Genomic DNA, 22,105 nt, shown 5'->3' with positions numbered 1-22,105 from the left:
GAAAAACCCTGCGGATGGCCCTGGACACGGGCTGCTTGAAGAGTGACTATATGCCTACCCCATACGGTATGCAATCTACAGTCTGCCGCGAAGGGGCCGCTGACCTCGGAGAAGGCGACACGCACCGCCGGACAAGAGAGATCCGGTGGCGGACCAGAGGAGTTGAGCCATGGCGCTGACCACGACCGGCACGACCGCGGGGGAGAGTGCCGCAGCGACCGACGGCGCCGAGCCCGCACCCGCCGAAATATCCGGCGGCCACCTCGTCGCCAAGGCGTTGAAGGCCGAAGGGGTCGACACGATCTTCACCCTGTGCGGCGGGCACATCATCGACATCTACGACGGCTGCGTCGACGAAGGCATCGAGGTCATCGACGTCCGCCACGAACAGGTCGCGGCGCACGCGGCCGACGGCTACGCGCGGATCACCGGCAAGCCCGGCTGCGCGGTGGTCACCGCCGGACCGGGCACCACCGATGCCGTCACCGGCGTCGCGAACGCCCTGCGCGCGGAAAGCCCGATGCTGCTGATCGGCGGCCAGGGCGCCCTGACCCAGCACAAGATGGGGTCCCTCCAGGACCTCCCGCACGTGGACATGATGACGCCGATCACCAAGTTCGCCGCCACCGTCCCGCACACCGCCCGCGTGGCCGACCTCGTGAGCATGGCCTTCCGCGAGGCCTACGCCGGCGCGCCGGGACCGTCCTTCCTGGAGATCCCGCGTGACGTCCTCGACGCGCGCGTACCCCTGGCGCAGGCACGCATCCCCGAAGCGGGCCGCTACCGCGCCTCGACGAAGAACGCGGGCGACCCCGCCGACGTCGAGAAGCTCGCCGACCTGTTGGTGCACGCCAAGAAACCGGCCATCCTGCTCGGCAGCCAGGTCTGGACCACGCGGGCGACCGGCCCGGCGACCGAGCTGGTCCGCACGCTCAACATCCCGGCCTACATGAACGGCGCCGGCCGCGGCACGCTGCCGCCGGGCGACCCGCACCACTTCCAGCTCTCGCGCCGGTACGCCTTCGACAACGCCGACGTCATCGTCATCGTCGGCACCCCGTTCGACTTCCGGATGGGCTACGGCAAGCGGCTGTCGAAGGACGCCACCGTCGTCCAGATCGACCTCGACTACCGCACGGTCGGCAAGAACCGCGACGTCGACCTCGGCATCGTCGGCGACGCCGGCCAGGTCCTCGCCGCCGTCGCCGAGGCCGCGTCCGGCCGCACCGACAACGGCGCCGTCGGCCGCAAGACCTGGCTCGAAGAACTCCAGGCCGTGGAGGAGAAGGCCAAGCAGAAGCGGCTGCCGCTGCAGCACTCCGACGCGCGCCCGATCCACCCGTACCGGCTGGTCCACGAGATCAACGAGTTCCTCACCGAGGACTCGATCTACATCGGCGACGGCGGCGACATCGTCACCTTCTCCGGCCAGGTCGTCCAGCCGAAGTCGCCCGGCCACTGGATGGACCCCGGTCCACTCGGGACGCTCGGCGTCGGCATCCCCTTCGTCCTGGCGGCCAAGCACGCGCGCCCGGACAAGGAGGTCGTCGCCCTCTTCGGTGACGGCGCCTTCAGCCTCACCGGCTGGGACTTCGAGACGCTGGTGCGGTTCAACCTGCCGTTCGTCGGGATCGTCGGCAACAACTCGTCGATGAACCAGATCCGTTACGGCCAGGCCGCGAAGTACGGGCTGCCGCGCGAACGCGTCGGCAACACCCTCGGCGACGTCCGCTACGACGAGTTCGCGCGGATGCTGGGTGGTCACGGCGAAGAAGTCCGCGACCCCGCCGACATCGGGCCGGCGCTGCTGCGGGCGCGCGAGTCCGGCCTGCCGTCGCTGATCAACGTCTGGGTCGATCCCGACGTGTACGCCCCCGGAACCATGAACCAGACCATGTACAAGTGAGCGGAGGCCAGAGCATGGGCAAGGCACTGGAGGGCGTCCGCGTCCTCGACATGACCCACGTGCAGTCCGGTCCGTCGTCGACGCAGCTGCTCGCCTGGCTGGGCGCGGACGTGATCAAGCTGGAAACCCCCGGCCGCGGCGACATCACCCGCGGGCAGCTGCGCGACCTGCCCGGGGTGGACAGCCTCTACTTCACGATGCTGAACGCCAACAAGCGCAGCATCACGCTCAACATGAAAAGCGCCGAAGGCAAGGAGATCTTCGAAAAGCTCGTGTCCGGAGTGGACGTCCTGGTGGAAAACTTCGGACCCGGTGTCGTCGACCGGTTCGGCTATCCCTGGGAGAAGCTGGCCGCGCTCAACCCGCGGCTGGTCTACGCCTCCATCAAGGGTTTCGGCCCCGGCCGGTACGCCGACTTCAAGGCCTACGAAGTGGTCGCGCAGGCGATGGGCGGCGCGATGAGCACCACCGGCTTCGAGGACGGGCCGCCGACCGCGACCGGTGCGCAGATCGGCGACTCCGGCACCGGCATCCACCTGGTGGCCGCCATCCTCGCCGCGTTGTACCAGCGGACCTCCACCGGCCGCGGCCAGCGCGTCCAGGTCGCCATGCAGGACGCCGTGCTCAACCTGTGCCGGGTCAAGCTGCGCGACCAGCAGCGGCTGGCCCACGGTCCGCTGGGGGAGTACCCGAACGACCAGTTCGGCGACGAGGTCCCGCGCTCGGGCAACGCCTCCGGCGGCGGCCAGCCGGGCTGGGCGGTGAAGTGCGCGCCCGGCGGGCCGAACGACTACATCTACGTGATCGTCCAGCCACCCGGCTGGGCGCCACTCGCCCGCCTGATCGGGAAGGCCGAATTGGCCGACGACCCGGCCTGGGCCACCCCCGAGGTCCGGTTGTCCAAACTGGACAAGATGTTCGCGCTCGTCGAGGAGTGGACCGAGAAGCACACCAAGTGGGAAGTGATGGAGAAGCTGAACGCCCACAACATCCCCTGCGGCCCGATCCTGTCCACCAAGGAGCTGATCGAGGACGAGACTCTGGCCGAGCTCGGCTCGGTCGTCGAGGTCCCGCACCCCGAGCGCGGCAGCTTCAAGACCGTCGGCTGCCCGCTGAAGCTGTCCGACTCGCCCGTGGAGATCGAACGGTCGCCGCTGCTCGGCGAGCACAACGACGAGGTACTGACCGAACTCGGCTACAGCGAAGCGGAACTCGACAAGTTCCGCGCGGCGGGGGTGATCTGACGTGGGCGATCGCGCGGCGGTCGAGAAGATCCTGGAGCAGGCGGCGGCCGAGGGCCGGGCGTCGCTGACCGCGCCCGAGGGGCGTGCGGTCTGCGAGGCCTACGGCATCCCGACGCCGGCCGAGCGCCTGGCCACCACGGCCGAGGAGGCCGTTGCCCACGCCGAAGCCATCGGGCAGCCGGTGGTGCTCAAGATCGTCTCGCCGGACATCCTGCACAAGACCGAGGCGGGCGGCGTGCTCGTCGGCCTGAAGGACGCCGAAGCGGTGACGGCGGGCTTCGCGCAGATCATCGACAGCGCGAAGAACTACGACCCACAAGCGCGGATCCTCGGTGTCCAGGTGCAGCAGATGCTCACCGAGGGCCAGGAGGTGATCATCGGCGCGGTCACCGACCCGACGTTCGGCAAGGTCGTCGCGTTCGGCCTCGGCGGCGTGCTGGTCGAGGTGCTCAAGGACGTCACCTTCCGGCTGGCACCGACGAGCACCGAAGAGGCCCGCTCGATGATCGACGGGATCCAAGCGGCCGAGATCCTCCGGGGCGTCCGTGGCGCGGATCCGGTCGACCGCGAGGCTCTCGCCGCCGTGATCACCGGCCTCGGCGAGCTGGTCACCGACTTCCCGCAGCTGTCGGAAGTGGACCTGAACCCGGTGCTCGCGACGGCGCGGGGCGCCACCGCGGTCGACGTCCGGATCCTGGTCGACCCGGACGCGGCGAAGGAGCCGGTCCGGTTCACCCAGGAGGAGATCCTCGCGTCGATGACCCGGATCATGAAACCGGCGTCGGTCGCCGTGATCGGGGCGTCGGCCGAGGCCGGGAAGATCGGCAACTCGGTGATGAAGAACCTGGTCGACGGCGGCTACGCGGGCGAGATCCACCCGATCAACCCCAAGGCCGCCGAGATCCTCGACCGCAAGGCCTACCCGAGCATCGCCGACGTGCCCGGCGACGTCGACGTCGCCGTGTTCGCCATCCCGGCCAAGTTCGTCCCCGCGGCGCTCGAAGAGGCCGGGAAGAAGGGCGTGGCCGGAGCGATCCTCATCCCGTCGGGCTTCGGCGAGACCGGCAACGTGGAGCTGCAGGACGAGGTCGTCGCGATCGCCCGCAAGCACGGCGTCCGCATCCTCGGCCCGAACATCTACGGCTACTACTACACGCCGGAAAACCTGTCGGCGACCTTCTGCACGCCCTACGACGTCAAGGGCGGCGTGGCTCTCTCGTCGCAGAGCGGCGGCATCGGGATGGCGATCCTCGGCTTCAGCCGCTCGGCGAAGATGGGCGTCTCCTCGATCGTCGGCGTGGGCAACAAGGCCGACCTCGACGAGGACGACCTGCTCACCTTCTTCGAGCACGACGAGAACACCGAGCTCATCGCGATGCACCTCGAAGACCTCAAGGACGGCCGGTCGTTCGCGGAGACGGCGAAGCGGGTTTCGAAGCGCAAGCCGGTCGTCGTCCTCAAGGCCGGCCGGACGTCCCAGGGCGCCAAGGCGGCGAGCTCGCACACCGGCGCGCTGGCCGGCGACGACAAGGTCTACGACGACATCCTCCGCCAGAGCGGCGTGATCCGGGCGCCTGGGCTGAACGACCTGCTCGAGTACGCCCGCGGCATCCCGCTGCTGCCCACGCCGCAGGGCGAGAACGTCGTGATCATCACCGGCGCCGGCGGCTCGGGCGTGCTGCTGTCGGACGCCTGCGTCGACAACGGCCTCGACCTGATGGCGATCCCGCCGGACCTCGACACGGCGTTCCGGAAGTTCATCCCGCCCTTCGGCGCGGCCGGCAATCCGGTGGACATCACCGGCGGCGAACCGCCCTCGACCTACCGCAACACGATCGCGCTGGGCCTCGAGGACGACCGCATCCACGCCCTGATCCTGGGCTACTGGCACACCATCGTCACCCCGCCGATGGTGTTCGCGGAACTGGTGTCCGAAGTGGTCGGCGAGTACCGGGCGAAGGGCATCCACAAGCCCGTCGTCGCGTCGCTGTCCGGCGACGTCGAAGTCGAGGACGCCAGCGACTACCTCTACGAACACGGCGTCGTCGCGTACCCGTACACGACCGAGAAGCCCGTGGCGGTGCTCGGCGCGAAGTACCGCTGGGCACGGGCCGCGGGCCTGCTTTGAGCGTCCTCCACAGGGGCTGGCCCACTTACCAGGAAAGGACGAAGATCCCACCGCACGACGGCAACAGAGGGACATGAGTCAACGGTGACGAAAGAGAACTCTCATGACCGCAGCCACGTACCAGGAGATCACCGACAAGAACGGAAGAACCTACCGGGTCGGTGAATCCGACCGGGACATCATGGGCAGGCCACGGTGGACGATGGTCGTCCTGCCCTGGGTGGCCATGATGGCCATCAGCTCCTCCGAATACGCGTTCACTTCGGCCGAGGACACCTTGTCCGCGGCGCACGGCTGGCACGGCGCCCACATCTTCTGGCTGCTGGCCGTCTGGGTCTTCTTCCAGGCCGCGGTCGCGTTCCCCGCGGGGAAACTGCGGGAAAGCGGCAAGCTGTCCGCCCGGTCGGCGATGCTCCTCGGCTCCGCGGGCACCGTGCTGGGCTACCTGGCGCTGGCCTACGCACCGAGCGTCTTCTGGGCCTACCTCGGCTTCGGCCTGTTCGGCGGGGGCGGCGCCGGGTTCGTCTACGCGACCTGCATCAACATGGTCGGCAAGTGGTACCCGGAGCGCAAGGGCGGGAAGACCGGTTTCGTCAACGGCGGGTTCGCCTACGGCTCGGTCCCGTTCATCTTCATCTTCACGAACTACCTCGACCTGGGCAACTACGGCACCATCCTGCCCGCGGTCGGGCTGTTCCTGGCCGCCGCCGTCGCGGTCAGCGGGTTCTTCTTCCGCGACCCGCCGAAGAACTGGTGGCCGGCGCACGTCGACCCGCTCAAGGTCCCGGACGACCCGCGCGTGCGCCGGTCGCTGGCGAAGAACCCGCCCGCGGTCAAGCAGTTCACGCCGCGGGAGGCGCTCAAGACCGGGATGCTGCCGCTGATGTGGATCTGCCTGCTGTGCACGGCGGGTGTCAACATCTTCGGCATCTCCGCGCAGGTCCCCTTCGGCAAGGAGATGGGCTTCGCGGGCGGCATCGTCGCGCTGGCGATGAGCCTCAAGGCGGTCATCAACGGCGCCGGGCGCGGGGTGATCGGCTGGATCTCCGACCGCTACGGGCGGCGGCAGACGCTGCTGCTGGTCTGCGTGGTGCTCGGCCTCGCCCAGATCGCGGTGTACCTGTCCGGCTCGCTCGGCAGCATGCCGTTGTTCCTGCTGGCGTCGATGGTCTCCGGGTTCGGCGGCGGGGCGATCTTCCCGCTGTTCGCCGCGCTGACCGCGGACTACTTCGGGGAGAACAACAACGCCAGCAACTACGGCCTGGTCTACAGCTCGAAGCTCGTCTCCGGGATCGTGGGCGCGGGCCTCGGGAAGCTGGTCATCGACGGGTGGGGCTACGGCCCGGCCTTCTACCTGGCCGCGGGGACGAGCCTGCTCGCCGCCGGCCTCGCCCTCTTCCTGCGCCAGCCGGGCCGCAAGCCCGGCGGGATGCGTCACGGGCTCGCCGAAACCGGGCTCGTCGCGCGCCCCGCCACCGGCTGACCCCGCTACCGGCAAGGAAACCGAATCGGCGTGGACGAAAGAGATCACTCATGACCGAGTACCAGGAGATAGTCGACGAGAACGGCAGGGTGTACCGGGTCGGTGAGACCCCGCACGACATCATGGGGCGCTCACGCGGCTGGATGGTGTGGCTGCCCTGGATCGCCATGATGGCGGTCAGCGTGTTCGAGTACGGCTGGGGCGCCGTCGAAGGCACCCTGGAGCAGAAGTACGGCTGGACGCTGTCGGACGCGTTCTGGCTGGCCAGCATCTGGGCGGTGTTCCAGGCCGCGGTGGCGTTCCCGGCCGGGCGCCTGCGGGAGAAGAACATCGTGTCGGCGCGCACGGCCATGCTCGCCGGCGCGATGTGCAGCGCGATCGGCTACTTCACCATCTCGCACAGCGGCAACCTCGTGCTGGCGTTCGCCGGCTACTCGGTGCTCGGCGGGATCGGGGCCGGGCTGGTGTACGCGACCTGCATCAACATGGTCGGCAAGTGGTATCCCGAGAAGCGCGGGGCACGGACCGGGTTCGTGAACGGCGGCTTCGCGTACGGCGCCGTCCCGTTCATCTACGTGTTCGCGGCCTTCCTCACCCCGGCCAACTACTCGGTGATCCTCGACGTCATGGGCGTGTACATGCTCGTCGCCGTCGGGATCTGCGGCTTCCTGTTCAAGGACCCGCCGAAGAGCTGGTGGCCGCAGGACGTCGACCCGCTCGCCTGGGTCCGCGACCGGAAGTCCACGACCGGGGGACTGGCCAAGAACCCGCCCGCGGTGAAGCAGTTCTCGCCGGGAGAAGCGGTCCGGACCGGGATGCTGCCGCTGATGTGGGTGTGCCTGGTCATCATCGGCGGGGTTTCGCTGTTCGGCATCAACTTCCAGGTGCCGTTCGCGAAGGTGAGCCACTTCGGCGCGTTCGTCGCCGCCTCTTCGGCCGGCGTGCTGGCGGTCGTCAACGGCACCGGCCGCGCGGTCGTCGGCTGGGCGTCGGACAAGCTCGGCCGGCGGCAGACGCTGACGCTGGTGCTGGTGATCGCGGCCGTCGCGCAGTTCGGCGTGCTGTACGCCGGGAACACCCACAACCTGGTGCTGTTCATGGTGTTCGCGTTCCTGACGGGCTTCGGTGGCGGCGCGTTCTACCCGCTGTTCGCGGCGCTGGTGCCGGACTACTTCGGCGAGAACAACAACGCGTCGAACTACGGGCTGGTCTACAGCGCGAAGCTGGTCGGTGGCGTCGGCGGCGGCGGGCTCGCCGCGGGTGTGATCAGCGTGTGGGGCTACACGGGCGCGTACATCCTCGCCGGGTGCATCGCGCTGCTTTCGGCGGTGCTGACGCTGTTCCTGCGCCAGCCGGGCCGGCCGCGTCACCAGCTCGCCGAAACCGAGCTGGTGACGCGACCCTCCGCCGCGGCCGGCGGCTGATCCGGTGATCGCTCCCCGGTGCGGCCGAACTCAGGACCGGGGAGCGTCCGGACGTTCGTGGTAAGCCTGGCGGGTCCGTTCGGTGTGCTTGGCCATGATCTTCTCGGCCGTGTCGGTGTCCTGGGCGGAGATGGCCTGGATCAGTTCCTCGTGCTCGTGCCAGGCGTCCTGGCCGCGAGGCCGCGCGATCGGCGTGTAGTACCAGCGGACCCGGCGGTCGACCAGGCCGATCAGCTCCGCCAGCACCTTGTTGCCGGACAGCTCGGTGATGAACGCGTGCAGGGCGGCGTTGGCGGCGACCAGGCCTTCGGTGTCCTCGGCGGCCAGCGCCTCGAGCCCGGCCCGCTGCAACTCCTGCAGGCGGGTGACGTCGGCGGCGGTGGCCCGGCCGGCGGCGAGCTTCGCGGAGTGCGTCTCCAGCACGCTGCGGACGCTCAGCAGCTGGTCGGCCTCTTCGTCGGTCGGCAGGTGCACGAACGCGCCCTGGGCGGGGCGGAGGTCGACCCAGCCTTCGCTCTGCAGCCGCTGCAGGGCTTCGCGGACGGGCTGCCTGCTGACCCCCAGGTACTCGGCGAGGTCGGCCTCGACCAGGTGCTGCCCAGGCTCGAGGGTGCGGTTGATGATCAGCTCGGCGAGGGCCTCGTAGACGACCTGCCGCAGCGGCGCGGGCCGTTCGACGCGCTTGGCGGCGGTCGAGCTGAGCGAGCCCTTGGCCGTGCGGCGGCCGGTCGGGCCGCGGTCGGGCAGCGGGGAAGCGGGCTGGCTCACGGGACACCTCGAGTCGGGGCGGAAGCGATCATCTGTCCCCAGGATACAGGTTTTGGTATGCAAAATCCCGGAACTCACCCGCCGGGGGCGGTTTTGGGTCGATGTGGATCAGCGTGCCCGGCGGAAGTGACCCCATGTGTCTGATTTGTCGCTCTTCTCTGCGCCGCCCGAGTGGGAAGTCGCCGGGATCTGGTCTGGATCAAGAATCCAGGATACTGTATGCAATATCGTTGGACCTTGGAGGCGCGTCATGAAGGTGGCTGTTCTCGGGGCCGGGGCGATCGGCGCCTACGTCGGGGCCGCGCTGCACCGCGGCGGGACCGAGGTGCACCTCATCGCCCGCCGGGCCCACCTCGCGGCGATGCGCGAGCACGGCGTCCGGGTGCTCAGCCCGCGCGGCGACTTCACCGCCCACCCGCACGTCACCGACGACCCCGCCGAAGTGGGCGAGGTGGACTTCGTGTTCCTCGGCCTGAAGGCCAACTCCTACGCCTCGTGCGGCAAGCTGCTCGCCCCGTTGCTCGGCCCGGAGACCGCGATCGTGGCGGCGCAGAACGGCATCCCGTGGTGGTACTTCCACGGCCTGCGCGGACACCCGCTCGAAGGGCAGCGGGTCGAGACCGTCGACCCCGGCGGCTCGGTGACCGCCGTGCTCGAGCTGCGCCGGGCGATCGGCTGCGTCGTCTACTGCTCGACGGTCATCGAGGAGCCGGGCGTCATCCGGCACCTGGAAGGCACGCGGTTCTCCCTCGGCGAGCCGGACGGCGAGATCTCGGCGCGCGCCAAGGTGCTCAGCGCGGCGATGATCGCCGGTGGCCTCAAGGCGCCGGTCGAGGCCGACCTGCGCAACGACATCTGGATCAAGCTGATGGGCAACGTCGCCTTCAACCCCCTGTCGGCGCTCACCCGGGCGACCATGGCCCAGATGTGCGAGCACGAGGACACTCGCGCGCTCGTCGCCACGATGATGACCGAGGCCCTGGCCATCGCCCGGGCGGCCGGCGCCGACCCGCAGATCTCCGTCGAGAAGCGCATCGACGGCGCCTGGCGCGTCGGCCACCACAAGACGTCGATGCTGCAGGACCTCGAAGCCGGCAAGCCCCTGGAAATCGACGCGATCATCGGCGCGGTCGTCGAGCTGGCCGGCCTCACCGGTGTGCCCGCGCCCGCCCTGCGGCACGTCCACGCCGCGATTTCACTCCTCGACCACACCAGCAAAGTCCCTGTCGGGTCGCACTGACCGGAGGTCCCCGTGAAGCGCAGGAACACCGAGCCGTACGTCCGGCTCACCCGGCCCCTGGTGCGCGATTCCGGCGTGCTGCGGCCGGCCACCTGGGAAGAAGCCCTCGACCGGGCCGCTGCCGGGATCCGCCGCACCCTGGACGGCAAGGGGCCCGAGGCGTTCGGGATGTTCTCGTGCGCCCGCGCCACCAACGAGATGAACTTCGTCGCGCAGAAGTTCACCCGCGCGGTGATCGGCACGAACAACGTCGACTCGTGCAACCGCACCTGCCACGCGCCGAGCGTCGCCGGGCTGGCCCGGGTGTTCGGCAGCGGCGGCGGCACGTCCTCCTACCAGGAGATCGAGGACGCCGACGTCATCGTGATCTGGGGCGGCAACCCGCGGGAGGCGCACCCGATCTTCTTCCAGCACGTGCTCAAGGCCGTCCACAAGGGAGTGAAGCTCTTCGTGGTCGACCCACGGCAGACCAGCACCGCAAGCTGGGCGCACCGGCAGCTGCAGCTCGAGGTCGGCACCGACATCCCGCTCGCCCACGCCATCGCCCGGGAGATCATCCACTCCGGACTCGCCAACACGACCTTCATCGAACGGGCCACCGAGGGGTTCGCCGAGTTCGCCGCGTCGGTCGAGCCGTGGACCCTGGAGGTCGCGGAGAAGACCACCGGCGTCCCGGCCGAGCTGATCCGCGAACTGGCGGTCGCGTTCGCCCGCGCGGACCGCGCCCAGCTGTCCTGGACCCTCGGCATCACCGAGCACCACAACGGCACCGACAACGTCCTCGCCCTGATCAACCTCTCCCTGCTGGCCGGGCAGGTCGGCCGGTACGGCGCCGGGCTGAACCCGCTGCGCGGGCAGAACAACGTCCAGGGCGGCGGCGACATGGGCGCCATCCCGGACCGGCTCCCCGGCTTCCAGGACGTCCTCGACGCGGACGTCCGCGCGAAGTTCGACACCGCGTGGGGTTCGTCGATCCCGCCGCACCAGGGCTTGAACCTGACGCAGATGCTCGACGCGATGGAACGCGGCGCCCTGACCTGCGTGTACATCATCGGCGAGAACCCCGTGCAGTCCGAAGCGGACTGCGAGCACACGATCAAGCGGCTGGCGAACGTCGACCACCTGGTCGTGCAGGACATCTTCCTGACCAAGACCGCGCAGCTGGCCGACGTCGTCCTGCCCGCGACGGCCGCCTGGTGCGAGAGCGACGGCACGTTCACCAACTCCGAACGGCGGGTCCAGCGCGTCCGCAAGGCCCTCGAACCACCGGAAGGCGCCCGCGACGACATCGAACTGCTGTCGGAGCTCGCCCGCCGGCTCGGGCACGACTGGCACTACACCGGCGGCGAAGAGGTCTGGGACGAACTGCGGTCGCTGTCGCCGATGCACGCCGGGATGTCGTACGCGCGCCTCGAAGAGCTCGGTGGCATCCAATGGCCGTGCTTCTCCGAAGACACCCTCGAACCGACGTTCCTGCACGCCCGGCTCTGGGCCGAAGACCCGGCCGAACGCGGCCGCCCGGCGCCGTTCACGGTCATCGAACACAGCCCGCCGGTCGACCTGCTCACCGAGGAGTTCCCGATCCGGCTCACCACCGGACGGCGCCTGGACTCGTACAACACCGGCGTCCAGTCCGGCGGGTTCCCGTCGCCGCTGCGCCAGGGAGAGACCCTCGACCTCTGCCCGGAGGACGCGCGATCGCTCGGCGTCGAGCCCGACGAGCTGGTCCGGATCTCGTCCCGGCGGGGCGCGATCGTGGCACCGGTGCGGCTGGACAAGGGGCTGAAGCCCGGGCTGGCGTTCATGACCTTCCACTTCCCGGACGAGGTCGACGTCAACGTCATCACCATCGAAGCGACCTGCCCGATCGCCGGGACGGCCGAGTACAAGGCCGCGGCCATCCGGGTCGACAAGCTCCCGCTGGAGGTCTGAAGTGGACCTCAAGCTGCTCGACGCCATCGCGTCGCACGAAGAACAGGAGGCGCTCGCCGGGTTCGCCGGCGGCGGCCGCGACCAGCTGCTCCCCGCACTGCACGCGGTCAACGACCGGGTCGGCTGGCTCAGCCAGGGCGCGCTGAACCTCATCTGCGAGACGCTGCACGTGCCGCCTGCCGACGCGTACGGCGTGGCGAGCTTCTACTCGCTGTTCGCCCTCCAGGAACGCCCGGAGCGGGTGGTGCACGTGTGCACCGACCTCGCCTGCCGGATCAGCGGCGCGGAGACGGTGTGCGACGTCCTCACCGAGCACGTCGGCGCCGCGGGGAAGGCGCGCGGCGGGGTCACGTGGCTGCGCAGCCCGTGCCTCGGCGTGTGCGAACGGGCCCCCGCGGCGCTGACGTTCCAGGCCGGCGACCCGGCGGCGACCGAGCTGCTCGCCCCGGCGACCGGCGCGTCGGCCGTGCTCGCCGCCCAGCGAGCGCCCGCGGGCCAAGGGGCGCCGCCGGTCATCCACCAGCGGGACGGGCTTCGGCTGCTGCGCCGGGTCGGCGTCGTCGATCCGTCCAGTTTGGACGACTACCGGGCGACCGGCGGCTACGCGGCGCTGCGCAACGCCCTGCGGATGGGGCAGGCCGCGGTCATCCGCGAGGTCACCGACTCCGGCCTGCTCGGCCGTGGCGGCGCCGCGTTCCCGACCGGACGCAAGTGGGCGGCCACCGCCGCGCAGCCCGCCGGGCCGCACTACCTCGTGTGCAACGCCGACGAGAGCGAACCCGGCACGTTCAAGGACCGGGTGCTCCTGGAGGGCGACCCGTTCGCGCTGGTGGAGTCGATGACGATCGCGGCGTACGCGATCGGCGCGAGCCGGGGGTTCGTCTACCTGCGCGGTGAGTACCCGCGGGCCCTGCGGCTGCTGCGCAACGCGCTGGAGGTGTGCCGCGAACGCGGGTTCCTCGGCGCGGACGTCATGGGTCACGAAGGGTTCTCGTTCGACATCGAGATCCGGCGCGGCGCGGGCGCCTACATCTGCGGCGAGGAGACCGCGATCTTCAACTCGATCGAGGGCTTCCGCGGCGAACCCCGCACGAAACCGCCGTTCCCGGTCGAGCAGGGGCTGTTCGGCAAGCCGACGGTGGTGAACAACGTCGAGACCCTCGTCAACGTCCCGCTGATCCTCACCGAAGGGGCGGCCGCGTACCGCGCGATCGGCACGGAGGCCTCGGCCGGGCCGAAGCTGTTCTGCCTGTCCGGCAACGTCGAACGGCCGGGCGTCTACGAGGTGCCGTTCGGAACTTCCTTGCGCGAACTGCTGGCGTTGGCCGGGGGAGTACCGGAGGGCCGCTCGCTGCGCGCGATCCTCTTGGGCGGCGCGGCCGGCGGGTTCGTCCGGCCGGACGAGCTGGACCTGCCGCTGACGTTCGAGGACGCGCGGGCGGCGAAGACGACGCTCGGCTCGGGCGTCGTCCTGGTCCTCGACGACCTCGTGGACCTGGGCGGGTTCCTGCTGCGGATCGCCGGGTTCTTCCGCGACGAGTCGTGTGGGCAGTGCGTCCCCTGCCGGATCGGGACGGTACGCCAGGAGGAGGCGATCCGGCGCGTCCTGGCGGCCAAGTCCGACGAGCGGCCGCTGCTGCGGGAAGTCGGCGGGGTGATGCGCGACTCGTCGATCTGCGGCCTCGGCCAGACCGCGTGGAACGCCATCGAATCGGCCATCGACCGCCTGGGAGCCCTGAAATGACCATTGTGGACATCGGAATCCCCAAGCGCCTCGTCGAGTTCACTGTGGACGGATCAACGGTCCGCGTCCCCGAAGGCTCGACGATCCTCGAGGCGTGCACGGCGGCGGGCAAGGACATCCCGACGCTGTGCTACGGCGACACCCTGGAACCGGCGAACGCCTGCCGCGTCTGCATGGTCGAAGTCGAGGGCTCCCGGACGCTCGTGCCGTCTTGCTCGCGAAAGGCGGAGCCGGGCATGGTGGTGCACACCGATTCGGAGCGGACGCGCACGAGCCGAAAGGTCGTCCTCGAACTCCTGGCGTCCGCGACGGACCTGTCGACGACACCCGGCGTCGCGGAGTGGATCGCGGAAACCGGCGCGGACCCGGACCGCTTCGGCCCGGACGCCGCGACCGTGGCCCAACCGGCGCTGGTGGACAACGAGCTGTACGTCCGGGACTACGGGAAGTGCATCCTCTGCTACAAGTGCGTCGACGCGTGTGGCGACCAGTGGCAGAACTCGTTCGCGATCAGCGTGGCCGGCCGCGGTTTCGACGCCCGGATCTCGACGGAGTTCGCGAACCCGCTGCCGGACAGCGCCTGCGTGTACTGCGGCAACTGCGTCGAGGTCTGCCCGACCGGCGCGCTCAGCTTCAAGCGCGAGTACGACAAGCGCGAAGACGGCACCTGGGACGAGTCGCGGCAGCGGCGGACCACGACCGTGTGCACGTTCTGCGGTGTCGGCTGCAACCTCACGCTGCACGTCCAGGACAACGAGATCGTGAAGGTGACTTCGCCGCACGAGAGCTCGGTGACGCACGGGAACCTCTGCATCAAGGGCCGCTTCGGCTGGCAGCACGTCCAGAACAGGTAGCGGCACCGTCTTCCTGAAGGCGCCGCGGCTCGTCGAGCCGCGGCGCCTTCGCCGTCTCGGCGTTGACCTCGGTGCAGGTCAGCGGCTATTCTCGATATGCGAAAGAAAAATTCCGGATAGCGAAATTCGAGGTCGCGATGCCTGAAGGTCACTCCCTGCCGTACGTCGCCAACCTGTCGATCCTGTTCAAGGAGGTCCCGCTCCTCGAGCGTGCCGCCGCCGCGCGGGACGCCGGGTTCACCGACGTCGAGTACTGGTGGCCGTTCGGCTCGGCGGTGCCGGGGCGCGACGAGGTCGACGCGTTCGTGCGGAGCCTCGACGGGGTGCGCCTGCGCGGGTTGAACTTCTACGCCGGGGACATGGCCGCGGGGGAGCGGGGCCTGGTGAGCTGGCTCGGCCGGGAGGCGGCGTTCGCCGACAGCCTGGTCGTCGCCCTCGGCATCGCCGAACGCACCGGTTGCCGCAGCTTCAACGCGCTCTACGGCAACCGGCTCGACGGCGAAGACCCGGCCAAGCAGGACGACCTGGCCCGGGCACACCTGGACAAGGCCGCCGACGCCGCCGCCCGGATCGGCGCGCAGCTGGTCCTCGAACCGCTCTCCGGCGCGGACCGCTACCCGCTCAAGACCGCCGCGGACGCCGTGGCCGTGCTCGACGACCTCGGGCGCGAAAACGTGCGGTTGCTGGCCGACCTCTACCACCTGGCCGTCAACGGCGACGACCTGGACGCGCTCGCGACGCAGCACGTCGCCCGGATCGGGCACGTGCAGATCGCCGACGCGCCCGGTCGCCACCAGCCCGGCACCGGCGAGCTGGACATCGACGGGCACCTCGCGAAGCTGCAGAACGCGGGTTACGCGGGCTTCGTCGGGATCGAGTACGTCCCGGAGCCCGACACGCTCACGTCGCTGGCCTGGCTGCCGAAAACCCGAAGGGGACGAGCATGAAACTGGGATTCATCGGACTGGGCGTGATGGGCGCCCCGATGGCCGCGCACCTGGTCGCGGCCGGGCACGACGTCAGCGGCTACGACGTCACGCCGGCCGCGGGGGAGAAGCTGGCCGCCGCCGGCGGACGCGCGGCGACCGGCGTCGCCGACGCGGTGACCGGGGCCGACGTGGTGATCACGATGCTGCCGAACCACCCGCAGGTCGAGGACGTCGTGCTGGCCGACGGCGGTGTCCTCGACACCGCCGAGCCGGGCACGCTGCTGATCGACATGAGCACCATCCGGCCCGAGACGTCGATCGCGATCGCGGAAGCCGCGCGGGACCGGAAGATCCGCGTCCTCGACGCCCCCGTCTCGGGCGGGCAGGCCGGGGCCGAACAGGCGTCGCTGTCCATCATGGTCGGCGGTTCCGCGGAAGACTTCGAAGCCGCCAAACCGGTCCTGGAGGCCGTCGGCAAGACGATCGTGCACGTCGGCCCGCACGGCGCCGGCCAGGTCGTGAAGGCGGCGAACCAGCTGGTCGTCGGCGGGATCTACGGTCTGGTCGCCGAGGCGATCGTGCTGCTGGAAGCGTCCGGTGTGGACGCCGCCACGGGGCTCGACGTGCTCGCGGGCGGGCTCGCCGGCAGCCGCATCCTGGAGCTCAAGCGCCAGTCCATGGTGGACCGGCAGTTCGCGCCCGGCTTCCGGATCGACCTGCACCACAAGGACATGGGGATCGCGCTGGCCGCCGCCCGGCAGGCCGGCGTCGCGCTCCCGCTCACCGGGCTGGTCGCCCAGCTCGTCGCCGCCGGCCGCGCCATGGGGTACGGCGCCGAAGACCACTCGGCCTTGCTGAAGGTCGTCGAACAGTTGTCGGGCCGCGTCCCGGCGGAGGTGTGACATGCCCCGGATCCCCGCGATGCAGGCGGTCGTCGACGTCCTGGAGAGCGAAGGCGTCGACACCGTCTTCGGCTGCCCCGGCGCCGCCATCCTCCCGCTGTATAACGCCCTACAAGGCCGGGCGATCGAGCACCTGATCGTCCGCCACGAAGAGGGCGCGACGCACATGGCCGACGGCTGGGCCAGGACGAACGGCAGGGTCGGCGTTGCCATCGGCACATCCGGCCCGGCCGGGACGAACATGATCACCGGGCTCTACACCGCGCACGCGGACTCGATCCCGATGATCTGCATCACCGGTCAGGCCGCCACGACCAAGCTGCACCAGGAGGCCTTCCAGGCGGTCGACATCGTCGAGATCGCCAAGCCGGTGACGAAGTGGGCGGTGCAGGTCAAGGAGGCCGCGCAGCTGCCGTGGATCTTCCGCGAGGCGTTCCGGGTGGCCCGGTCCGGCCGGCCCGGCCCGGTGCTCATCGACCTGCCGATCGACGTCCAGAAGCAGGACATCGAGTGGGACTCCTCGATCGACTCGCCGCTGCCGGTCACCAGGGTGACCCCGGCACCCGCGCGGGTCGAGCGCGCGCTGGACCTGCTGCTGGCCGCCGAACGCCCGCTGATCCTGGCCGGTGGCGGGGTCGTGCTCGGCGAGGCGAGCGAGCAGCTGCGTGCCGCCGCCGAGCGGCTGGACGTCCCGGTGCAGGTGACGCTGATGGGCAAGGGCAGCTTCCCCGAGGACCACGAGCTGTTCGCCGGGATGGCCGGCATCCAGACGTCCCAGCGCTGGGCGAACGCGGCCTTCCTCGAATCGGACCTGGTCCTGGCGCTGGGGGCGCGCTTCGGCGACCGGCACACCGGCGAGCTGTCGGTCTACCGCGGCGACCGGAAGTTCGTCCACGTCGACATCGAGCCCACCCAGCTGGGCAAGGTGTTCGGCCCCGACCTCGGGATCGTCTCGGACACGCGGGAGTTCCTCGACGCGCTGCTCACGGCGCTGGAGAAGCGCTCGGTGCCGCCACGGCGCGAGTGGGTCGGGCGGATCGGCGAGCTCAAGGAAGCGCTGCCCCGGCGGGACGACTTCGACAGCCTGCCGATCAAGGCGCCGCGGGTGTTCAAGGAGATCAACGAAACCTTCGGCGAAGACACCTACTTCGTCACCGCGATCGGGCTCTACCAGATCTGGTCGGGCCAGTTCCAGAAGGCGCACAAGCCGCGGCACTACCAGGTGTGCGGCCAGGCGGGCCCGCTCGGCTGGGAGATCCCGGCCGCGATCGGCGTCAAGAAGGCGCGGCCCGACGCCGAAGTCGTCGGGGTGGTCGGGGACTACTCGTTCCAGTTCCTCGTCGAGGAGCTGGCGGTCGCCGCCCAGTACGACGTCGGGTTCGTGCTGATCATGCTCAACAACGAGTACCTCGGCCTGATCCGCCAGGCCGAGACCGGCTACGAGATGAACTTCGAGGTCGACATCCACTACGACGCGATCGGCACGGACAACGTGAAGATCATGGAGGCCTACGGCTGCTCGGGCACCCGGGTGCACGAGCCGGGGGAGATCCGGACGTCCCTGGAGTGGGCGCGCAAGGAGGCCGAGCGCACCAGCCGCCCGGTCCTGGTGGAAATCATGATCGAACGCGAGGGCAACGCCGCCATGGGGGCCGCCCTCGACGCCGTCCGCGAGTTCGAACCCTGCTGACGCTCGTGAGTGGTAATTCGGGTTCTAACCCGAATTACCACTCACGAGCCCGCGCGTGACCACGGCCGCCGCACGAGACCCTGACCTCGTGCGGCGGCCTTTCCGTGTCCGCGACCAGGGTGTTGTCGGAAAGTACAAACCGGGGCCGCAAATTCACCCGTCTTTCAGGGGTTTTGCCGTGGCCCCGGCCACACCCGAGCGTGTGTACTCCTTGACGAAGCAGCCCCGAAAGGACGTCCACAGTGGAATTCCTCCGACCCGCCTCGCTGGCCGACGCGCTCGCCGCGCGTGCCGCGAACCCCGGTGCGGTCCCGATCGCCGGCGGCACGGACGTGATGGTCGAGCTCAACTTCGACCACCGCCGTCCCGAAGCCCTGCTCGACCTCGGCCGCGTCGCCGAGCTCCACGAGCACGGCACCGACGGCGGCCGGATCCGGATCGGCGCGGCCGTGCCCTACGCCCGGATCATCACCGAGCTCGGCGCGCAGCTGCCCGGGCTGGCGATGGCCGCGCGGACCGTCGGGTCCCCGCAGATCCGCAACCGCGGTTCCGTAGGGGGCAATCTGGGCGCGGCTTCACCCGCGGGCGACTCGCACCCGGCGCTCCTGGCCGCCGACGCAGAGGTCGAAATCGCCTCGGTGCGCGGGACCCGGATTGTCGCGGCGAAGGACTTCTACACCGGCGTGAAGCGGAACGTCCTGGAGGCGGACGAGCTGATCACGGCCGTGCTCGTCGAACCGGCCACGGGACCGCAGCAGTTCAGCAAGATCGGCACCCGCAACGCGATGGTGATCGCGGTCGTCGCCTTCGGGCTGGCGCTGCACCCCGCCGAAAAACGGGTCGGCACCGGCGTCGGCTCGGCCGCGCCCACGCCGCGCCGGGCTGTCGAAGCCGAAAAGTTCTTGGCCGGGGAGCTGGACTGGGAGTCGCCGCGGGCGCTGACCGACTCGGTCAAACGCCGCTTCGGCGACCTGGTCGCCGCTGCCGCCGCGCCGATCGACGACGTGCGCGGCAGCGCGGCCTACCGGCGGCACGCGCTCGGCGTGATGGCGCGAAGGACGCTGACCTGGGCCTGGACCGAATACTGCGAGGGGAGCGCGAAGTGCGCGTGAACGTCACCGTCAACGGCGAATCCCGCCGGGCGGACAACGTCTGGGAAGGCGAAAGCCTGCTCTACGTGCTGCGCGAGCGGCTCGGCCTCCCCGGCTCGAAGAACGCCTGCGAGCAGGGCGAATGCGGCTCCTGCACGGTCTACCTCGACGGCGTCCCGGCGTGTGCGTGCCTGGTCGCGGCCGGGCAGGCCGAGGGCCGCGAGGTCGTCACGGTCGAGGGCCTGGCCGAGGGCGAGACCCTCGACCCGGTGCAGGAGGCGTTCGTCGAGCACGGCGCGGTCCAGTGCGGCTTCTGCACGCCCGGCCTGCTGGTGGCCGCGCACGACCTGATCGAGCGGAACCCCGAGCCGTCCGACGTCGAGATCCGCGAGGCTCTCGCCGGGAACCTCTGCCGCTGCACCGGCTACGAGAAGATCCTCGACGCCGTCCGTGACGCCGCCGCGAAGAAGGCCGTGCGATGAGCGCCCCGGCCCGCTCCCCGCAGGAGCTGCACGACACGATCGCCGGTGGCATCGGCGAGAGCCCGCTGCGCCCGGACGGCACGCTGAAGGTCCGTGGCGAGTTCGCCTACTCCTCGGACCTCTGGCACGAGGACATGCTGTGGGGCGCCACCCTGCGCAGCCCGCACCCGCACGCCCGGATCGTCCGCCTCGACGTCTCCCGCGCGCTGGCCCAGCCGGGCGTGCACGCGGTGCTGACGCACGAGGACGTTCCGGGCGAGAACGTCTACGGCCTGAAGTTCCAGGACACCCCGGCGCTGGCCGAAGGCCTCGTGCGCTACCAGGGTGAACCGGTCGCCATCCTGGCCGCCGACGACCCGGAGATCGCGCGGCAGGCGCTGAAGGAGATCGTCGTCGAGTACGACGTCCTCGAACCGGTCACCGACCCCGAGCGGGCCGCACACGACGACACCCTGCCGAAGCTGCACCCGGGCGGGAACCTGGTTCGCCACCAGCGGATCGTCAAGGGCGACCCGGCCGCGACCGCGGACGTCGTCGTCTCCGGCGTGTACGAGATCGGGATGCAGGACCAGGCCTTCCTCGGGCCGGAGTCCGGGCTGGCGGTGCCGGCCGAGGACGGCGGCGTCGACCTCTACCTGGCGACCCAGTGGCTGCACGTCGACCAGCGCCAGACGGCGAAGGCCCTCGGCCTGCCCCTGGAGAAGGTCCGGCTGACGCTGTCCGGCGTCGGCGGCGCGTTCGGTGGCCGCGAGGACCTGTCGATGCAGATCCACTCGTGCATGCTGGCTCTGCGCACCGGACGCCCGGTGAAAATGAGCTACAACCGCCTCGAATCGTTCTTCGGGCACGTCCACCGGCACCCGGCGAAGATGTACTACGAGCACGGGGCGACTCGCGACGGCAAGCTCGTCTACGTCCGCGCGAAGCTGTATTTCGACGGTGGGGCGTATGCGTCCAAGACGCCGGTCGTGGTCGGCAACGGCACCACGCTGAGCGTCGGTCCCTACGACGTCCCGAACGCGCACATCGAAGGCTGGGGCGTCTACACGAACAACCCGACCTGCGGCGCCATGCGCGGCCTCGGCGCGGTGCAGCCGACGTACGCCTACGAGTCCCAAATGGACAAACTGGCCGCCGCGCTGGGCATGGATCCCGCCGAACTGCGGATCCGCAACGCGCTCAGCGAAGGGTCCACTGTGGTCACCGGCCAGGTGGTCGACTTCCCGGCGCCGGTCGCGGAACTCGTCCAGCGGGTCCGCGACCTGCCGCTGCCGCCCGCGCCCGCCGGTGACCGCGACATCCGCGAGCTGCCCGGCGGCGCGTCCAACACCACCCACGGCGAAGGGGTGGTGCGCGGGGTCGGCTACGGCGTCACGATCAAGAACATTTCCTACGCCGAGGGTCTCGACGACTATTCGACCGCCCGGGTCCGGCTCGAGGTGATCGGCGGCGAGGCGGTGGCGATGGTCCACACCGCGGCCGCCGAGGTCGGCCAGGGCCTGGTGACGCTGCAGCAGCAGATCGCCCGCACCGAACTCGGCTTGACGCGGGTGAGCGTGCACCCGGCCGACACGAGCGTCGGCGACGCCGGCTCCAGCTCGGCGTCGCGCCAGACGTACGTCACCGGCGGTGCGGTCCGCAACGCCTGCCGCGCGGTCGCCGAGGCCGTCTACGCGCGGCTCGGGGTGCCCGCCGAGGGCATGTCCCTGACCGGCGGGAAGGTCGTCGCGGCCGACGGCGAAGTCGTCGCCGACCTGGCCGAGCTGCTGGCGGACACCGCGATCGAGGAGACCCGCGAGTTCCACCACCGCCCGACCCACCCCCTTGACCCAGAGACCGGCCAGGGCGACGCCCACGTGCAGTACGGCTTCTCCGCCCACCGCGCGGTGGTCGACGTCGACCTGGACCTCGGGCTGGTCAAGGTGGTGCAGCTGGACTGCGCCCAGGACGTCGGCAAGGCGATGAACCCCGACGCCGTGGTCGCCCAGATCCAGGGCGGCTCGGCCCAAGGCCTCGGCCTCGCCGTGATGGAGGAGATCCTGGTCGAAGGCGGCAAGGTGCGGAACCCGTCGTTCACCGACTACCTCATCCCGACGATCCTCGACATGCCGCCGATGCGCGTCGAAGTCCTCGAGCGCCCCGACCCGCACGCGCCCTACGGCGTCCGCGGCGTCGGCGAGCCGCCCACGATCTCGGCCACGCCCGCGGTCGCCAACGCCATCCGCGCGGCCACCGGCCTGGAGCTGCCGCGCGTCCCGATCCGCCCCGAGCACATCACTGGAGTTTGA

General features: G+C 70.3%; 16 protein-coding genes. 15 read left to right on the top strand and 1 reads right to left on the bottom strand.

All coding sequences use genetic code 11. The features are described 5' to 3' along the window. Nucleotides 1-169 precede the first annotated feature (169 nt). From ACWED2_RS23570 to ACWED2_RS23550, 5 genes are all read left to right on the top strand, one after another. Nucleotides 170-1,906, top strand: a complete 1,737-nt coding sequence (locus tag ACWED2_RS23570) for a thiamine pyrophosphate-binding protein (protein WP_449692645.1) — start codon at nt 170-172, stop codon at nt 1,904-1,906. Between the two features lie 14 nt (nt 1,907-1,920). After that, nucleotides 1,921-3,150, top strand: a complete 1,230-nt coding sequence (gene frc / locus ACWED2_RS23565) for a formyl-CoA transferase (RefSeq protein ID WP_449692704.1) — start codon at nt 1,921-1,923, stop codon at nt 3,148-3,150. A 1-nt stretch (nt 3,151) separates the two neighbouring features. Next, the gene (locus ACWED2_RS23560) at nt 3,152-5,278 is read left to right on the top strand and encodes an acetate--CoA ligase family protein (RefSeq protein ID WP_449692644.1); all 2,127 of its coding nucleotides are present in this window, start codon (nt 3,152-3,154) and stop codon (nt 5,276-5,278) included. Between the two features lie 103 nt (nt 5,279-5,381). After that, on the top strand, nt 5,382-6,761 hold the full coding sequence (locus ACWED2_RS23555) for an OFA family MFS transporter (RefSeq protein WP_449692643.1): 1,380 nt from the start codon (nt 5,382-5,384) through the stop codon (nt 6,759-6,761). A gap of 50 nt (nt 6,762-6,811) precedes the next feature. Beyond that, complete coding sequence (locus tag ACWED2_RS23550; RefSeq protein WP_449692642.1) at nt 6,812-8,185, top strand: OFA family MFS transporter; 1,374 nt, start codon at nt 6,812-6,814, stop codon at nt 8,183-8,185. Between the two features lie 30 nt (nt 8,186-8,215). Here the strand turns inward: ACWED2_RS23550 and ACWED2_RS23545 are convergent, their stop codons facing one another. Next, nucleotides 8,216-8,953, bottom strand: coding sequence for a GntR family transcriptional regulator (locus tag ACWED2_RS23545; RefSeq protein ID WP_449692641.1), 738 nt, complete (start codon nt 8,951-8,953; stop codon nt 8,216-8,218). A gap of 250 nt (nt 8,954-9,203) precedes the next feature. Here ACWED2_RS23545 and ACWED2_RS23540 point away from each other — a divergent pair, with 250 nt between their 5' ends. The 10 genes from ACWED2_RS23540 (at nt 9,204) to pucD (ending at nt 22,105) form a co-directional block, all read left to right on the top strand. Continuing rightward, nucleotides 9,204-10,193 carry a 2-dehydropantoate 2-reductase gene (locus ACWED2_RS23540; protein ID WP_449692640.1) on the top strand — a complete coding sequence of 330 codons (990 nt, stop codon included), beginning with the start codon at nt 9,204-9,206 and terminating at the stop codon, nt 10,191-10,193. Nucleotides 10,194-10,205: 12 nt separating this feature from the next. After that, nucleotides 10,206-12,125, top strand: coding sequence for a molybdopterin oxidoreductase family protein (locus tag ACWED2_RS23535; RefSeq protein ID WP_449692639.1), 1,920 nt, complete (start codon nt 10,206-10,208; stop codon nt 12,123-12,125). A 1-nt stretch (nt 12,126) separates the two neighbouring features. Next, nucleotides 12,127-13,869: an NAD(P)H-dependent oxidoreductase subunit E gene (locus tag ACWED2_RS23530; protein ID WP_449692638.1), complete on the top strand. Its 1,743-nt coding sequence runs from the start codon at nt 12,127-12,129 to the stop codon at nt 13,867-13,869. Further along, the gene (locus ACWED2_RS23525; protein WP_449692637.1) at nt 13,866-14,723 is read left to right on the top strand and encodes a 2Fe-2S iron-sulfur cluster-binding protein; all 858 of its coding nucleotides are present in this window, start codon (nt 13,866-13,868) and stop codon (nt 14,721-14,723) included. The genes ACWED2_RS23530 and ACWED2_RS23525 overlap by 4 nt, the downstream gene beginning before the upstream one ends. Nucleotides 14,724-14,860: 137 nt before the next feature. Then, nucleotides 14,861-15,670 (top strand): hydroxypyruvate isomerase family protein, encoded by an 810-nt coding sequence (locus tag ACWED2_RS23520; RefSeq protein WP_449692636.1) that lies wholly within the window; start codon nt 14,861-14,863, stop codon nt 15,668-15,670. Continuing rightward, nucleotides 15,667-16,554, top strand: coding sequence for a 2-hydroxy-3-oxopropionate reductase (locus ACWED2_RS23515; protein ID WP_449692635.1), 888 nt, complete (start codon nt 15,667-15,669; stop codon nt 16,552-16,554). The genes ACWED2_RS23520 and ACWED2_RS23515 overlap by 4 nt, the downstream gene beginning before the upstream one ends. Nucleotide 16,555: 1 nt before the next feature. Next, on the top strand, nt 16,556-18,244 hold the full coding sequence (gene gcl, locus ACWED2_RS23510; RefSeq protein WP_449692634.1) for a glyoxylate carboligase: 1,689 nt from the start codon (nt 16,556-16,558) through the stop codon (nt 18,242-18,244). Nucleotides 18,245-18,486: 242 nt separating this feature from the next. Further along, on the top strand, nt 18,487-19,356 hold the full coding sequence (locus ACWED2_RS23505; protein ID WP_449692633.1) for an FAD binding domain-containing protein: 870 nt from the start codon (nt 18,487-18,489) through the stop codon (nt 19,354-19,356). Continuing rightward, entirely contained in the window at nt 19,347-19,817 is a 471-nt protein-coding gene (locus ACWED2_RS23500; RefSeq protein WP_449692632.1) for a (2Fe-2S)-binding protein, read from the top strand. The genes ACWED2_RS23505 and ACWED2_RS23500 overlap by 10 nt, the downstream gene beginning before the upstream one ends. Next, complete coding sequence (gene pucD, locus ACWED2_RS23495; protein WP_449692631.1) at nt 19,814-22,105, top strand: xanthine dehydrogenase subunit D; 2,292 nt, start codon at nt 19,814-19,816, stop codon at nt 22,103-22,105. The genes ACWED2_RS23500 and pucD overlap by 4 nt, the downstream gene beginning before the upstream one ends.

The organism is Amycolatopsis sp. NPDC005003 (genome assembly GCF_053600695.1).
This window is presented reverse-complemented; position numbering and strand designations above follow the sequence as displayed.

Coding starts and splice junctions, on each gene's coding strand:
- ACWED2_RS23525 (WP_449692637.1), top strand. CDS start 13,866: ATGACCATTGTGGACATCGGAATCCCCAAGCGCCTCGTCGAGTTCACT.
- pucD (WP_449692631.1), top strand. CDS start 19,814: ATGAGCGCCCCGGCCCGCTCCCCGCAGGAGCTGCACGACACGATCGCC.
- ACWED2_RS23550 (WP_449692642.1), top strand. CDS start 6,812: ATGACCGAGTACCAGGAGATAGTCGACGAGAACGGCAGGGTGTACCGG.
- ACWED2_RS23570 (WP_449692645.1), top strand. CDS start 170: ATGGCGCTGACCACGACCGGCACGACCGCGGGGGAGAGTGCCGCAGCG.
- ACWED2_RS23520 (WP_449692636.1), top strand. CDS start 14,861: ATGCCTGAAGGTCACTCCCTGCCGTACGTCGCCAACCTGTCGATCCTG.
- gcl (WP_449692634.1), top strand. CDS start 16,556: ATGCCCCGGATCCCCGCGATGCAGGCGGTCGTCGACGTCCTGGAGAGC.
- ACWED2_RS23515 (WP_449692635.1), top strand. CDS start 15,667: ATGAAACTGGGATTCATCGGACTGGGCGTGATGGGCGCCCCGATGGCC.
- frc (WP_449692704.1), top strand. CDS start 1,921: ATGGGCAAGGCACTGGAGGGCGTCCGCGTCCTCGACATGACCCACGTG.
- ACWED2_RS23540 (WP_449692640.1), top strand. CDS start 9,204: ATGAAGGTGGCTGTTCTCGGGGCCGGGGCGATCGGCGCCTACGTCGGG.
- ACWED2_RS23555 (WP_449692643.1), top strand. CDS start 5,382: ATGACCGCAGCCACGTACCAGGAGATCACCGACAAGAACGGAAGAACC.